Below are 15,497 nucleotides of genomic sequence, written 5' to 3'. Positions count from 1 at the left end.
AAGGCCTCCTTTAAAATAGCGATGTGTGAGAGTTAGAATGGCGACGTGCGAAAGTTAAAATAGCGACGTGTCGTTCAGCTTCTTCGACACTTGGTTCGCGCCGAGCAGCAGGATGAGCGCGATTATGGATTTGAACAGCCCGACTGCCGCGGAGTAGGAGTAGCGGCTGCTTATGATACCGGTCTGGTAAACGTAGACGTCGATAACGTTGCTGGCACTTTCATTGAGCGAGTTGCGCAGCACGAGAATTTGATCGAAATTCGAGTTCAGGATGCCGCTCACCGCGAGGATGAACAGAATCGCGATTGTGCTTCTGATGCTCGGCAGGGTGACGAACCACATTTTCTGAAAGCGTCCTGCACCGTCAATCGTCGCAGCCTCGTACATCTCCGGCGATACGCCCGCGATAGCGGCGAGGTAGATGATCGCGGACCAGCCAAGCTCTTTCCATATATCCGAGGTAATGACGATCGACCAGAAGTAGCTCGGTTCTGCTAAATAGCTGATCGGCTCATCGATGATGCCGAGCGCCATGAGCAGGTGGTTGACAAAGCCGACATCGGCGAGCCAAGTCGTCAGGATGCCGCCGAGGATAACCCAGGACAGGAAGTGCGGCAGGTACGAAATGGTTTGCACGAACTTCTTGAGCTTGAGCGATCGCAATTCGTTGAGGAACAGCGCGAAAATGATCGGCAGCGGGAACGCGATGATCAACTTGAGCACGCTCATGCCGACCGTGTTCCAGATGACGCCGGGCAGTTCATCGTCGTCGAGGAACTCGCGGAAATGCTCGAGCCCGACCCACGGCGCATCGTGCACCGAGTGGATAATGTTAAATTCCTTGAACGCGATAATGACGCTATACATCGGGATGTAGTTGAAAATAATCATCCACGCGACGCCGAGCAGCGCCATAATCTGTAGATATTTCTGGCCGGCTAGCTTGCGGGCCAGCTTCAGCGCCTTGTCCTTCCGGCGTACGGGCAGCTGCTGCTCAGTCTTGGCAGACAGTTCATAGCTCATATCGGCACTCATGCTGGCAAACCTCCAAACCTTAATCTAGAAAGCAAAACAGAGACGCAGATGCATGTAAGCACTTTCATTGCTGTGTGTTCATTGTAAGCTGGCGGGGGAGGACAATATAAGGTCTCATTTTTTACATCGTGGCGCAAAATTTCGGGTGGGTGTGGGGCTAAGAGCTGAGAGCACGCATGCGTTCCCTCAGCAGAATTTCGGCGCGTTTGGAGAGCTGAGAGTCGGAAAAACCGACTCTCAGCAGAAAAAGCCCGCCAGCTCGAGCATGAGAGTAGGAAAATCCGACTCTCAATGCGAGAATGGCGGGCAAACGCACCATAGATGGAGCTGAGAGTCGGAAATTCCAGCTCTCAGCGGCAAAATTAGCTGCTTTAAAGCCGAGAGTCGGAAAATCCGACTCTCGGCTCATCACGGCAGCGCGACGGTGATGAATTGTGCGGCAAATCGCCAGCTGAGTGAGGCTTTTCCCTCTCTCAAGCAGAGAATCGGTCGCATTGCCACCGCGAGAGAGGCTTTTTCCCTCTCTCGCCCGCAAGTTCGGCTCCAATTGTGCCATCAGTGCGGACGTAGAGGGAAAGCTCGCATGGGATCTCTCTGGGCTTAAACTATCATGATACTTGGGCAGTGGAGTTGAGAGCACATATGCGTTCTCTCAGCTGTAGAGAATGGGTTAGTGTGGTGCGAGGGCGTGCTGAGAGCACATATCCGTTCTCTCAGCCGTCTTTCGGCGCGTTTGGAGAGCTGAGAGTCGGAAAACCCGACTCTCAGCAGAAAAAGCCCGTCAACTCGAGCATGAGAGTCGGAAATTCCGACTCTCAGCTCATCACTGCAGCGCGACGTTCGCGCACCCGCAGCCCTACTGCGGGTTCATCAAACTCTCCAGCCGCTCCTTGACCGACGGCCATTCGCGGTCGAGGATGCTGAAGTAGACCGAATCGCGAATCATCCCGTTCGGCAAAATCATATGATTGCGCAGCACGCCTTCCTTCACCGCGCCGAGCCGTTCGATCGCCCGCTGCGATCTTGTGTTGCGCATGTCGGTCTTCAGCTGGACGCGGATCGTACCGAGCGTCTCGAAGCAGTGCCGCAGCAGCAAATACTTGCACTCCGTATTCACGCTCGTACGCCATACCGAAGGGGTCAGCCATGTCGAGCCGATCTCGAGCCCTCGGTTGGCGACGGAGATATCGAACAGCCGCGTGCTGCCGAGAATAATCCCGGATTCCCGGTCCTTGATCACAAACCGCATATCTCCCTGCTGGCTGAGCGCTTTCTCCACGTACGATTTTGCATCATCTAGCGTAGCGATCGTTCCCTGCGTAATCTCCCAAATTTCCGGGTAACGCCCGGCTTCATATAAACCTTCCACATGCTCGCGCCCCATTGGCACAAGCTCCACGCGTCGGCCAGTTAGTACAACAGGTTTTACGTCCATTACCATCCCGTCCATTCCTCTCTCTAGATGCTATTTCGTCTGCGATAAATGCCAGCACACGCCGGAAGGATCAACGAGATGAACTTCCCGCTTCCCCCATGGGTAATCCATCGGCTCTTTTGCCCGAATCGGATAAGCCTCGGACCGCACAATACCCTCAATCAGCTGCCAGCAGCTATCCAAATCCTCCACTTCCAGCTCCACCATCAAATTGTCCTGCATCTCCTGGTTGTGGTAATTTTGCAGGTAAAACTCCTGCTCACCGCTTCGGAAGACGGTCAGCCCGCTGTCCGAGTACCTTTTCTCAAAGCCCAGCTCCTCGAAGAATCGAATCGCCAGCTCATAATCCTTGCCCGACGGAATGAAAGGTCTTAACTTTACGGCTTTCATCGCACAGACTCCTCTCCCGAAAATGTTCCCCATACCTGCTGCAGCCACGCCAATGCCTGTTTACCCGATATTTCATGTTCGCCCTCGAACAGGTCGAGCACGATACGTTCCTCCACGCCGAGCAGCCCGTACACACCACGAAGCTTCTCATATGCTGCTCGAACGGCATGCTCCGGGAAAATCGGATCGCGAGTGCCCGACTCCAGCAGCATCGGCTTCGGCGCGATCAAAGCGAGCAAATCCGGCATCTCCGCCACGAGCGACAGCCCCGGGACGAAGTTGTCCACGCAGTGCGGAATCGTGAGAATGCTCGCCTGAAACGTATTCGCATAGCCGCTCACAACGACGGCGGAGATACGATCATCGACCGCTGCCGCGAAGGAAGCGACGAGACCGCCGCCCGAGATGCCCATCGCGCCGATCCGCTCCGCGTCGACATCATCGCGCGTCAGCAAATAATCGACGCACCGCAGCGTCTCATACACCCGGTAACCGGACATCGTCTGCCCCATCGCGAGCAGAAACGTCGACAGGCGGTGGCAGGAGTTCCCTTTGTCCGAGTCCTCGGCAAGCCTGCGGTCACCGAAGCCGAACAGCTCGGGAGCAACCGTCAGGAACCCCCGCTCAACCAGCTGCACGGCAAAATCCTTCTCATACCCCGGGTCGCCCGTCCGCGTCGTGCCATCCTCATTCAACCCAACGATATCTTTGCTGCCGTAGCCATGGCCATGCAGCGCAATTACCGCACCGTCGTCTGCCCGGTACGACTTCGGAATTAACACGTACACCGGCATGAACAGCCCGCTGTACGTTTGGATCTGAATCCGCTGCCGCGTATAGCTCCCGCAATCGACGGATTCCAGCAGCTCCGGCTGAAGCTCCGCTGCTTCCGAAGGGAAACCGCCGAGCAGCTCCACGAACCGGCCGCGAAGCCGCTCCCTCCATGCCTGCCATTCTTCCTGCGTCTCTGCCGCAAAGCTTTCACTTAGCTGAACCCGATTATAGAAAGACTCCAAATACTCGTCTGGATTCCACATCTGCTGCTCCTCCTCATATATACTTACAACCATTTTCGCGAAAGAACAGCTGAACTCCTCCCTGCCTGCGATCCCCAAATAAAATGAAAAAGCCGCCCCCTGACCAAATGGCCAGAAGACGGCTAATCTCGAGTATCGAGCAACTACCAAGCTAATAAGCTTACCATTCCAAGCTGACCGCAATGCCCTCCGGCACGCCTGGGTAACGAAGCAGCACTGTACCCGATTCCGCGTCATACTTGCACTCTATTGCCGCGCCTCCTGCACCTGCACGAACCGGCTCGCTCGCTACTGCGATCCGCGTGCTGATCGTCATATCCGACGGGGACTCGGACACGAAGGAGAAGCGCGCACCCTCCAGCTGCTCGTCGCGAATCTTCGAGGAGCTGATTAAGATTTGCGGAGTACCTGCCGTCGTCTTCAAATCGCTGAGGTCATACAGCAAGCTGTCGTCGCCCGGTGCCAGCTCCACCGTCTTAATAACCGGAAGCTCAGCCTCGAACAGATTGATGAACGAGCCTTGCAGCACAACATTCTCACTCTTAGCGTTCGCCCGGGCTTCATCCAGCACGTGCGTAATCAGATAAGGACCGCGTTTAATTTGCAGCACCTGCTGCTCCTTGTAGTCGCTCTCCTCGCCGCGGATTGCAAGCGCACGGCGCACATGCTCCTGCACCACCTTCGCACCATCAGCAGAACGGGACAGCTCGGCCGGATGCTTGCGCAAGAACAGCACAGAACCATCGCCAACCGCGTGCTCGCCCTCTACCGGATTGCGTCCGAGTCCGAGCGATTCGAACAGATGCTCTTCCGGCCGCTCATACGTCCGGCGCGCCCCGCTGCGGTTCCACCACTCGTTCACCGTATGGAACGGATCCGATCCGTCGCCGATGTAGATGAGCACGCCGCCTTCCCGTACCCACTGGCTGATCGACTGATGAATGCCCGGATGCTCCGGCTTCATGAACTCATAAGTCAGCAGCAGAACGCGGTATCCATCCAGATAGCCCGGGAAAGTAAGGATATTATCGAGCTGCACCGTGCGAAGCGGAATGCCGGTCTTCACGAGCGGCAGCGCAATGCCGTAGAAAGCCGAGAAGTCGAGCAGCTCCCTCTGCGGAGGCGAGAGCAGATCGGACGTCGTCGTGCCGTCGTATTTGTACTCCGCCGTATCCTTCTCCCCTTCAGGAATTACATCGCCCCGCTGATACATGGCGGAGTTCGCGAAGCAAAGTCCGATGCCGGACGTATAGTGCTCGCCAGCCTTCTCCTCTTCATGATTATGCATATCCCGCAGCACTTCCATGATTGTCAGGAGCGTCGTCGCATAATCGCCAGGGATCGTCTCTCTGTCTGCAGCTCCCCGCGGGTATTCCAACGAGAACACGCGCCATGGCCACGGACAAACCTCATACTGCTTCACCTCAGGGTGCAGCAGGGAGGCGACGACGGTGGAGAAATAGTTTTTGCGGTAATCGCCCCAGGAGTAGCGCGGGTTATCCTCGATCGGATCGTGCAGGTACCACATTTCCCGCCCCGTTCCGCGGGTAAGCTCCTGCATATTGCCGTATTCCAAGTAAGCGGTCTCAAAAGTCCGCTCGCGGCGAACGCCTTGATACACGTTCGGCGTCCGCGACGTGCCGGTCCAAATCTGTGCAATGAAACCATCGCACGACGGCATCGAAACGAGCAGCGCCTCCGGGCTAATAATCCGCCACTGCGTATAGTTGATCAAGCTGTGCGTCGGCACATAGAAACGAACAGTGCGGCCATACGTCACGAGCGCGTACTCCTTCATCTGGCTGCACAGCCGGTCCAGCGCCCGGTAGTACATTTGCGCTTTCAGCTTCGATGCGCGATATTGCGCGTCAGGGGAGGAATGCGGCGCGATCCACTCTTCGCCGTAGAAGTTCAGCCACTCGCGCTTGAACGCGTCCGAATAGCCTGCTGCCGCCCAGAACTCCGGCTCTTCCATATGGATCGCTTCTACGCCAGCGTCAATCGCCTTCTTGATGAACGTCGCCAGATATTCGGCAAAAGAAATCGTCGGCACCATGTAAGGCACGTCTTTGCCATGAAGCAGATGGTTGCCGGCGCGGTCCTTCTGCGCTTCGTCCCAATGGTCGCGCCCGTCGAATTTGCCGTACAGATAGTCCTGATATTCGCCCCATGAAACGCCAGTCATCAGATGAATCGTATAGCCGGCTTTCTTCCAGCCTTCAATACGGCCTTCCAGATCCTTCGAGATGCCGTACACCATTACAAAATCTGTCCGCAGATCGTACTTCGGCCCATATGGACGCGACTCCTGAAAGCCGGTCCATTCGCTTCTTGCCTTCTTCAATTGCCTCATTCCTCCCTAGATCATCGTCGTATTGGCTCCATTTCCGTTCATCTAGTTAGTATATATTCAATATATATTAAAATCACTAAAATGAACAGATTTGCACATGTTTTATTTTATCCCACCTAGTTCTGCTTGCTCATTCGCTGTAGTTTCTTGATAACCTTTGTCGAATCTATTGTGCGAATTATATAGATTATATTAAATATGCACTATGGCACTAACGCTCCGCCGTATAGGAGGTGAACGAACGAGGCCAGAGCGATGAAGCGCTAAAATTTTGCTAAGACGAGGTGTGCACTTTGATCCGAAGAATCGCTTCTATCAGTCTCGCATTACTTTGTACGGTATCCTTATCGGTCGGCATTTCAGCCGCCGCTCCCGACAATGCGCAGGAGCAGGCAACTAGCGCAAAGCCGATTAATTCCACGATCTCATGGCCGCAGCAGCAAGAGCTGCCTACCTTCGCCAAGGTGAAGCAGCTGGAAGTGGCTGATGTATACGATGCGCCTGGAGATATCAAGCTCTTGCTGGCTACGCTGCAGGGGATTGTAAACCGCACGGAGCCTCGGATTTATTTGCTCGAAAATAAAGAAGAGGGCAAGTTCACATGGCTGAACGACCTCGACGTCCCATACAAGGTGCGCGACAACTACTGGGATATCGTCAAGAAATTTGCGAATGAAGCAAAAGGCATCATCGTCTACGATCCGAAAGTATCCGATTCCATCAACGTCGCAACAACGCTGGCCGGGATCAAAGGCGCGGTTGTGGCAAGCCCTGAGCTCGCGGCAAAATTGACCGCTGCTCCTTACAACTTGACGGTGCTGGATGACCTTCAAGGCAAATTCAAGGACCGCGTCGACGCCTACACTTGGGCGTACGAGAATCTGTGGAGCCAGACTTCTCACCGGATGCTGGTCGGCCTAAGCCCGGACACTTCCGTGAAGCTGCCGGATACGCTGCCGCCTTCGTTCAAGACGATTGCGCAAGAAACGACGCAGGAGCGTGACGCGAAGAACCGCAAGGTGTACGATCTCGATCTGACAAGCTTCCTTGGCGGATCCGATGTGTACCTGCGCTTCGACGATGCTTTCCCGCAGGATGGCTGGGGCACGGCTGTCCATGAAGTGACGGTTCAGGCTGATGGCCAGACGATCGCGCACTTCATTCCGGGTACGGACGACGAGACACCGTTCCTGTACGATCCGCAAAGCTCGCAGCTCTCCTCCGGCAGCGGCGGCCATCGCTTCGCGGACAACGGCCGCTATTTTGTCTACAAGTTCACGCCTCCTGCCGGCACGAAGCAGCTGACTGCATCGGTCGATATGTGGAACCAATACAAAGTGACTGCAGGCAGCGAGCAGCCGGCATCCTCGCAGCAGCGTGAGCCGTACGGCTACCTGCGCGATTACGCGGTCGCAAACAAAGCGATGGTCGTTTGGCTCGATTCTAACGTGCCTGCGCAGAAAGAACTGTTCGAGCGCTATCTGTCCGATGTTGAGCCAGGCTCGCCTTACCTCGGCTGGTTCAGCAACGACGTTGACGGCGAGTTCAACGGCACTGAAGTGACCTCGAATCACAGTGTTTACGTTCTTGCCGCGGACTGGTTCAGCAACATGACCGTCTTCTCCGGCGCGAAGAGTGTCGCTGGTAACGCGAAACCGGCTCCAACACCGAATCTCGAGAACAAGATCTATGTCACCTATACGTTCAGCGAAGGCGACAACTTCCAGTACAACCAGCACCGTCTGCGCATTCTCTGGGATGACCCGAACCGCGGCAAAGTGCCGATCAACTGGACATCAAGCCCGCTTCTGGTCGACGGCGCGCCTGCGATGCTGGACTATTACAAGCGCACGGCAACGGCGAACGATCAGATCATTGCAGGCCCATCCGGCGCAGGCTACTTCTACCCGAATGCATGGCCGGAGAGCACGTTCTCTTCGTTCATGAAGCAATCGTATTCGTATTTGAAGAAGACCGGCATGACGATTCCTTACGTTCTGAACCGGATCGACGGCCAGAACGTGCCGCTTAGCGAATCGAAAGCCAATTCCTATGTGAACGACCTGCATGTACCGGGCGTGTTCCAAAGCTGGGAAGGCCATTATGGCGTCGAGATTGAGCAGGGCAAGCTGCCTGTCTCGACGATCCAAGGCATCAGCACGGCGCAAGACGGCAAGAACATTCTCGCAGATGCAAAAGCGAAATGGGACGGCAAGTCGCCGCTCTTCGTCTCGCTCGGCCTGCTGGCATGGAGCATGACGCCTACGGATGTGGTTAACATGACGGCAGCGCTCGGCCCTGAGTATCAGGTCGTGCGTGCAGACCAGTACTTCTCGCTGATTCGCGAAGCGAACGGGCTGAAGAACTAAGCGCTCGCGCTCGTAAGCGCAAAAAGAGAGTCGCCAAAATAGGCGACTCTCTTTTCTTTTGCGGTATTGCGCTATGAGCGAAGCGGCGGCAGCTGCGTGAATATCATCGCGACCGGCAAGTAGCCGCCCGAAGCGACGGTGAACGTAATATCGACCGCTTCTTCTTGATTGCCAGTCCGGTATAGAACGGTAGCCTGGTTGTTATATCTCAGCGATGACACCGTTACGAGCTCGCCGTTGATCAGGAACGCGCCCGTGTACAAGCCCGCACGCGGATTCAACGAAATGAGCGTATTCGGCGCGACATGCGAGAGATGCATTTGGTACAGCACCCCGTAATTGCCTTTGTTATACTCGAGGTTCCCCGTTGTCTCGTCGATGCCATCGAGGTTCGGATCGATGACCGCATCGCCGATCTTGATCATTTCCGGCGCATTTCCAAGCACGCTGGAAATTTCAATGTAACGGTCCGAGTTGAAGAAGGTACCTCTAACGTGAACGCCGTCCCGCGGCATAACCGGCAGATTCGGCAGCTCTGCGACAGGGTCCTTGCCCACTGCAGTTACGACTACCGTAAATTGCAGCTCTTTGTCGGAGTAGACGTCGGCGTACGAGCTGAAAGCTTCACTCGGTTTCAGCGGCACCTTCGCAATCTCCGGCAAAATCTCCTTCGTCTCGCCTGGCGCAATCGTCGACCATACAGGCTGAGGATTGCTCGCGAGCGATGCCAGATAACGCGATGTGGACAGCTTGCCAGCCAATTCCGGAGACGCTGTCGGTCCGCCCATCCCGATTGTCGATTTATTCCATTTCACCGTGCTGCTTCCCATGTTCGTAGCGAGCAGATGAATCGTAACCGGGTAGCCGATTTTGTTCACATTATGGAACATGAACCGTGTCTTGCCCGTCATTTGAGCGTGGTACTCAATGCCTTCTTGAACAAGAGTCTCGGGACTGTTCGCCCGTACCAGCTGGGAAGGCTCCGATTGAATCGTGTACTTGTTCGTAGCGAAATTCAGAACGGATGCACCATCGATGGAATAGATATCTCCTGGCGCCGTGAACAGACGTCCGTATTCATCCTTCGTGTACAGCACTTCGTTCGTAACGGTAACGGTCTTCGTAATCGTCGATTTCAAGCCATGGCTGTCTTCAACTTCCAGCGTAACGCTCTTGTCTCCCGGCTCGAAAAATACTTTATCATTGCCTGCGAAGGTTCTGCGAACAATCGCATTCTCATCGTCGGAGCTGATATCGGTATACGTAATATTTTCGCCGATGCGGTACGATGTCTGATCTGTTGTGAAGTCCGCAACTGGCGGCATGTTCGGTGCCTTAACCGTAATGGTGACGCTGTACGGATCGCTCCAGGTGCCGTTGCTGTCTTCAACTTGTCTGGTGATCGTGTATGTGCCAGCTTGAGGGAAGACATCCATCCGGCCATCCCACAGCTCGTTCACGAAAGGCTGACCTGTTGCATTGGTCGCGTGATCAATATAAGTAACTTGCGTTTGCCCGGCGTAAATCTCCGTTGGCTGCACTTCGAAATCCGCCGTCGGCTTCGGCGGAATGACGATAGACGACCATTTCAGCGTAATTTGCTTGCCTACAACCGCAATTGTGCTGTCCGACATTTCGCCCCAAGAGCGAAGCGGGACCATCAAATAACCATTCGATGCAAAAGTCGCACCGGCGAGCTTCGTCGTAACGCCATCCCGAACCGCTACGTCACTGCCAACCTTGAACACGAGCGTGTGCTGCTTGCCTGCTGCGATGGACTCCTTCGTCTTGGCATTGTACGAGATTTTGTATCCGTAGCGGGCTGCGATCGAGCTGAAGGGCAGGAACGTTCTGCCGTTCACGCTCGCTACCGGCTGCGCGGATTGATATGTGCTGCCGTTGTGCAGCATCGCCGCGCTTCCGATCGTCAAATCCAATCGGTCTGTCTGCACTGGCACGTCAGTGCCCGTCGTTGGTGTGCACGGAACGACCGGCGTTGTGCCTGGGTCCGGCGTAGTTGTGCCAGGGTCTGTCGTTGTGCCTGGGTCCGGCGTAGTTGTGCCAGGGTCTGTCGGTGTGCACGGATTAAGCGTCGTGCCCGTGGTTGTCGTCGTGCTTGCTGTGCCCGCTGCAAAAGTATCCTTCGGTACTGCCGTCGATAAAGGCAATATTAAGGTGGATAAGATCAATATCCATTTCAAAGATTTCATGCTCCGTCTCCTCTGCTCGCTAATCATATCCGAATGCGTGTAACGCCTCGTCTTCCGGATATTTACAACCGATACAGATCCTTTGACGCAGTAACTGCCCCATTAGTTGCTAAAATAATGACAAAAGACATATTATAGACACATTTACAACTATTTACGGAAATAGAGGAAGTTAGAGGGAATCCCGTCAGGAAGCTAAATATTTAAAATTTCCCCCGTTGACAATGTTTGGGGGCTAATGATACATTGGCACATATACTTTGATGAACGGAAAGGAGGGTTACGGCAATGATGAAGCTCATGGATCGACGGACAGCACAAATGACTCATTTTGCTCGCAATGCAAGCCATGCAAGCATCGCAATTGGACGTAACCCTCGCGCAAACGGGCGGGATTAGGCGGAGCAGTTCCGCTTGATAACGACAGTAGGTGCATGGTTGCGGCAACGTAATCGTGCGCCTTTTTTATTACATCCGGCCTGACTGGTGCAGCTCTCATGCTGACACAAGGGGCACACGGGATGAGGCGTATCGCTTACGGCGGTAGGCCTCTTTTCTTTTTTATCTGTTCAATTCAAGAAAGGTTGTTGATCAACGTGTTTGACGTTTTACGTAAATTAAGCTGGTTTTTCAAAATGCAATGGAAGCGGTACACGCTTGCGCTCGTGCTGCTTACCATCTGCGGCATATTCGAGGTTATTCCTCCGAAGCTGATCGGCTATGCCATCGACAGCATCGGCCAAGGCACGATGACGCATCAGAAGCTGACGGAGCTGCTGCTCTCCTGGGCAGGCCTCACAGTCGTCGTGTATCTCATTACTTATGTCTGGTGGTCGCAGCTGTTCGGCTCCTCCTTCATGCTGGAGCGTACGCTTCGCAAGCGGCTGATGAAGCATCTGCTGAAGATGACCCCGACCTTCTACGAACGCAACCGCACCGGCGACCTGATGGCCCGGGCGACGAACGATATCGGCTCCGTGTCGCAGACGGCAGGCTTCGGCATTCTGACGATGATGGATTCCACCATCTGGATGGCAACCATTCTCGTGATGATGGCCGGCTTCATCAGCTGGAAGCTGACGCTTGCGGCGATGCTGCCACTGCCGATACTCGCGCTAGTCATGCAGCATTTTGGCAAGAAAATTCATGAACGGTTCACGATTCAGCAGGATGCCTTCGGCAAGCTGAATGACCAGGTGCTGGAGTCCGTCTCCGGCGTTCGGGTCATTCGCGCGTTCGTGCAGGAAGAGGCGGACCGCAAACGCTTCAGCGATATGACGGATGAGGTATTCCGCAAAAATATCGAAGTGACCAAGATCGATGCGCTGTTCGAGCCATCGCTTAAGATCCTCGTCGGCATCAGTTATCTGATCGGCCTCTGCTTCGGCGGCTGGCTCGTGTTCCGGGGTGAAATTTCCCTCGGGGATATGGTTTCGTTCAACATGTTCCTCGGTATGCTCATCTGGCCGATGTTCGCGATCGGCGAGCTGATCAACATTATGCAGCGCGGCAATGCATCGCTCGACCGGATCAATGAAACGCTCGGCGTGAAGCCGAACGTAACGGACGCAGACGCGCCAGTGGCAGTGCCTGTACCGGATTCGATTGCAGCTCAAGGGCTCACCTTCCGTTATCCGTCTTCATCAATCGATAACTTGGTCGATATCTCCTTCGAGCTGAAGCGCGGCCAGACGCTCGGTATCGTCGGCAGAACGGGCAGCGGCAAAACGACGCTCCTTCGCCAGCTGCTCCGTGAATACCCGATGGGTCAAGGCAGCTTGAAAGCCGGCGATGTCTCCATTGCCAGCATCGAGCTCGATCAGATTCGCAGCTGGGTCGGCTATGTACCGCAGCAGCCCGTTCTGTTCAGCAAGACGATTCGTGAAAATATTGCGTACGGCGTATCCGGCGGCACAATGGACGACGAGCTGCTGAACCAAGCGCTGGAGCTGGCGGCGTTCCGCAAGGATGTCCATTTCCTGCCTGACGGGTTGGAAACGCTCGTTGGGGAGAAAGGCGTTGCCCTCTCCGGCGGACAGAAGCAGCGGGTCAGCATTGCGCGCGCAGTTATCGCGAACCCGGAAATTCTGATGCTGGACGATGCCCTCTCGGCAGTGGATGCCAAGACGGAGACGGAGATTTTGGAACGGCTTCGCAAAGAACGGGCAGGCAAAACGACGCTCATCACGACGCACCGGTTGTCGGCTGTGCAGCACGCCGATTGGATCATCGTGCTGGACGAAGGACGCATTGCCGAAGAAGGCACGCATGAGCAGCTTCTTCTGAATGAAGGCTGGTATAAAGAGCAATACGACCGGCAGCAGCTCGCTTCCCTAGCGGAAGAATAAGGCTGAAGTCGATGATTATGATAAAAACAACGATGATTAAGATGAATTTCGATGAGATAAAAGGAAATGAAGGTGAAACCTCCAATGGGCAATAACGGAAAACGATTATTCCAATATGCATGGCATTACAAGAAGCCGATTCTGCTGGCGCTGCTGCTGCTCGCATTCGCGATCTCCGCAGAGCTGGTCGGACCATTCCTCGCCAAGCGAATGATCGATACGAATATTATGGGCATTGAGAAGCCGTGGTACGAGAGCAAGCAGGATGGGCGCTTCGATGTCCCGTACAACGGAAAGTTCTATAAACGCGCCGATCACTGGGAAGACGGCGAACAGAAAGGCCGCGAGGTGCGCGTGCTGCAGACGGGGCTTACGTATTATTTTGTCGATGCGGCTGGCGTACCGAATACGGGGCAGCGTTCCTTCTCGGGCGACAAGCTGACGGTTACTTCAGAGGATGGCAGCAAACAGCAGTTCCCTGCTGCGCTGCTGAGCCGAGACGCGACGTACCGCTTCTACCAGCCAGAGCTGAAGAGCATGATTACCCTCGCGGCAGGCTACGTCGTCATGCTGCTGATCGGAGCCGTACTCGCATACGGGCAGAAGTTTCTGCTCCAAGTGTCGGCGAACCGAATCGTGCGCAAGATGCGCAACGACGTGTTCCGGCATATTCAGGAGCTGCCGGTGCAATATTTTGATAACCTCCCGGCGGGAAAGGTCGTCTCCCGGGTCACGAATGACACGGAAGCGATTCGCGAGCTCTATGTATCGGTACTGGCGAACTTCTTCTCCGGCATCATCTACATGACTGCGATCATGGGCGCCTTGTTCGTGCTCGATGCGCGGCTTGCGCTGATTGCTCTGCCGCTTGCGCCGATTCTGTATTTCTGGATCGTCATTTACCGCAAATACGCATCCAGCTTCAACCATGTCATTCGCTCGCGGCTGAGCGACATTAACGGCATGATCAATGAATCGATTCAAGGGATGCCGATCATCCAAGTGTTCCGCCGGCAAAAGGAAACGATGTCCGAGTTCGGCGTCATGAACGACGAGTATTTCAAATTCCAGAACAAAATGCTTCGCCTGAATTCGGTGACGAGCCACAATTTGCTGAATGTGATTCGGAATGTCATCTTCCTGTCGGTTGTCTGGATGTTCGCGGGCGGCTGGTTCGGAACAGCGGTATCGGTCGGCGTCCTGTACGCATTCATCGATTACATGAACCGCATGATGACTCCGATTACCGGGATGGTGAACCAACTGTCCAATCTGGAAGTGGCACGGGTATCGGCGGAGCGCATGTTCGCGCTCCTGGATGAGGTGGGTACACCGGTGTCTTCCGAGCGGCTGCCGCGTTACAAAGGCAATGTTGCCTTCGAGGATGTCTCGTTCGGCTACAAGGAAGGCGAAGATGTGCTGAAGAACATCAGCTTCAGCGCGAAGCAGGGCGAGACCGTCGCGCTTGTCGGCCACACCGGTTCAGGCAAAAGCTCGATTCTGAACCTGCTCTTCCGCTTCTACGACATTGACCGCGGCGCCATCTCGATCGACGGCGTCAATGTACGCGACTGGTCGAAGCAGCAGCTTCGCCAGCATATGGGCATCGTGCTGCAGGAGCCGTTCCTCTTCACCGGCACAATCGCCTCGAACATTAGCTTGGACGATCCGGCGATTACGCGGGAGAAGATCGAGCAGGCGCTCCGCGATGTCGGCGCGTACGACATGTTCATGCAGCTGCCGCACGGGCTCGATGAGCCGGTGATCGAGAAAGGCAGCACGCTGTCCGCGGGGCAGCGGCAGCTGATTTCTTTTGCAAGGGCGCTCGCCTTCGATCCGGCGATTCTCATTCTGGACGAAGCGACGGCCAGCATCGATACCGAGACCGAAGCGATCATCCAGCAAGCGCTTGACGTGCTCAAGCGCGGACGCACGACATTCGTCATCGCGCACCGGCTGTCGACGATCCGCGCGGCGGACCAAATCCTCGTGCTCGACCGCGGCCGCATCGTGGAACGCGGCAACCACGACGAGCTGATGGCGCATGGCGGCAAGTACTTCGCCATGTACCAGCTGCAGCAAGGCGGCGCGGCTGTAAGCATAGGCGCATAAGGAAAGGGAGAGCCTTGTTTAGTTAGGGGCTCTCCCTTTCCTTTATGGCTAGGCGCGAGGCGCAGGGCGGCTCGCGGAGCCGGAACGGTTTCGCGAGCGTTCGGCCTCGCGTGCTTCGCGAGAGACTCGTATACGCTCTCTCAGCTGCCGAAACGCTCGATTTGCGCGCTGAGAGTGCCAATTTGGATCTCTCAGCTCCAAATTCGCT

Annotated in this window: 9 protein-coding genes; 3 read left to right on the top strand and 6 right to left on the bottom strand. The window is 55.3% G+C overall.

The window, feature by feature from the left end; translation table 11 throughout:
• Positions 1-54: 54 nt before the first annotated feature.
• From A8990_RS12005 to A8990_RS11980, 5 genes are all read right to left on the bottom strand, one after another.
• On the bottom strand, positions 55-1,023 hold the full coding sequence (locus A8990_RS12005) for an ABC transporter permease (protein ID WP_116189385.1): 969 nt from the start codon (positions 1,021-1,023) through the stop codon (positions 55-57).
• Between the two features lie 868 nt (positions 1,024-1,891).
• Positions 1,892-2,470: a GNAT family N-acetyltransferase gene (locus tag A8990_RS11995; RefSeq protein ID WP_116189384.1), complete on the bottom strand. Its 579-nt coding sequence runs from the start codon at positions 2,468-2,470 to the stop codon at positions 1,892-1,894.
• A 30-nt stretch (positions 2,471-2,500) separates the two neighbouring features.
• Complete coding sequence (locus tag A8990_RS11990) at positions 2,501-2,860, bottom strand: VOC family protein (protein ID WP_116189275.1); 360 nt, start codon at positions 2,858-2,860, stop codon at positions 2,501-2,503.
• Positions 2,857-3,897 carry a dienelactone hydrolase family protein gene (locus tag A8990_RS11985; RefSeq protein WP_116189274.1) on the bottom strand — a complete coding sequence of 347 codons (1,041 nt, stop codon included), beginning with the start codon at positions 3,895-3,897 and terminating at the stop codon, positions 2,857-2,859. The genes A8990_RS11990 and A8990_RS11985 overlap by 4 nt, the downstream gene beginning before the upstream one ends.
• Positions 3,898-4,057: 160 nt before the next feature.
• A complete protein-coding gene (locus A8990_RS11980; RefSeq protein WP_425463903.1) occupies positions 4,058-6,241 on the bottom strand; it encodes a hypothetical protein in 2,184 nt (727 codons plus the stop codon).
• 302 nt (positions 6,242-6,543) lie between these two features.
• Here A8990_RS11980 and A8990_RS11975 point away from each other — a divergent pair, with 302 nt between their 5' ends.
• Positions 6,544-8,619, top strand: coding sequence for a GxGYxYP domain-containing protein (locus tag A8990_RS11975; RefSeq protein WP_116189272.1), 2,076 nt, complete (start codon positions 6,544-6,546; stop codon positions 8,617-8,619).
• 71 nt (positions 8,620-8,690) lie between these two features.
• On the opposite strand, the gene A8990_RS11970 is transcribed toward A8990_RS11975, so the two are convergent.
• Positions 8,691-10,829: a copper amine oxidase N-terminal domain-containing protein gene (locus tag A8990_RS11970; protein WP_181909533.1), complete on the bottom strand. Its 2,139-nt coding sequence runs from the start codon at positions 10,827-10,829 to the stop codon at positions 8,691-8,693.
• 596 nt (positions 10,830-11,425) lie between these two features.
• On the opposite strand from A8990_RS11970, the gene A8990_RS11965 reads away from it, so the two are divergent.
• Both A8990_RS11965 and A8990_RS11960 read left to right on the top strand, forming a co-directional pair.
• Complete coding sequence (locus tag A8990_RS11965) at positions 11,426-13,177, top strand: ABC transporter ATP-binding protein (RefSeq protein WP_116189383.1); 1,752 nt, start codon at positions 11,426-11,428, stop codon at positions 13,175-13,177.
• A gap of 84 nt (positions 13,178-13,261) precedes the next feature.
• Positions 13,262-15,289 carry an ABC transporter ATP-binding protein gene (locus A8990_RS11960; protein ID WP_116189270.1) on the top strand — a complete coding sequence of 676 codons (2,028 nt, stop codon included), beginning with the start codon at positions 13,262-13,264 and terminating at the stop codon, positions 15,287-15,289.
• Positions 15,290-15,497 lie beyond the last annotated feature (208 nt).

The sequence above is a fragment of the Paenibacillus taihuensis genome (genome assembly GCF_003386535.1).
In the GTDB taxonomy this organism is placed as follows: domain Bacteria; phylum Bacillota; class Bacilli; order Paenibacillales; family Paenibacillaceae; genus Paenibacillus_Z; species Paenibacillus_Z taihuensis.
This window is presented reverse-complemented; position numbering and strand designations above follow the sequence as displayed.

Bases quoted from the DNA above. Each gene is read 5' to 3' on its own strand.
- A8990_RS11990 (WP_116189275.1), bottom strand. From the start codon at position 2,860: ATGAAAGCCGTAAAGTTAAGACCTTTCATTCCGTCGGGCAAGGATTAT.
- A8990_RS11970 (WP_181909533.1), bottom strand. From the start codon at position 10,829: ATGAAATCTTTGAAATGGATATTGATCTTATCCACCTTAATATTGCCT.
- A8990_RS11995 (WP_116189384.1), bottom strand. From the start codon at position 2,470: ATGGACGTAAAACCTGTTGTACTAACTGGCCGACGCGTGGAGCTTGTG.
- A8990_RS12005 (WP_116189385.1), bottom strand. From the start codon at position 1,023: ATGAGCTATGAACTGTCTGCCAAGACTGAGCAGCAGCTGCCCGTACGC.
- A8990_RS11985 (WP_116189274.1), bottom strand. From the start codon at position 3,897: ATGTGGAATCCAGACGAGTATTTGGAGTCTTTCTATAATCGGGTTCAG.
- A8990_RS11960 (WP_116189270.1), top strand. From the start codon at position 13,262: ATGGGCAATAACGGAAAACGATTATTCCAATATGCATGGCATTACAAG.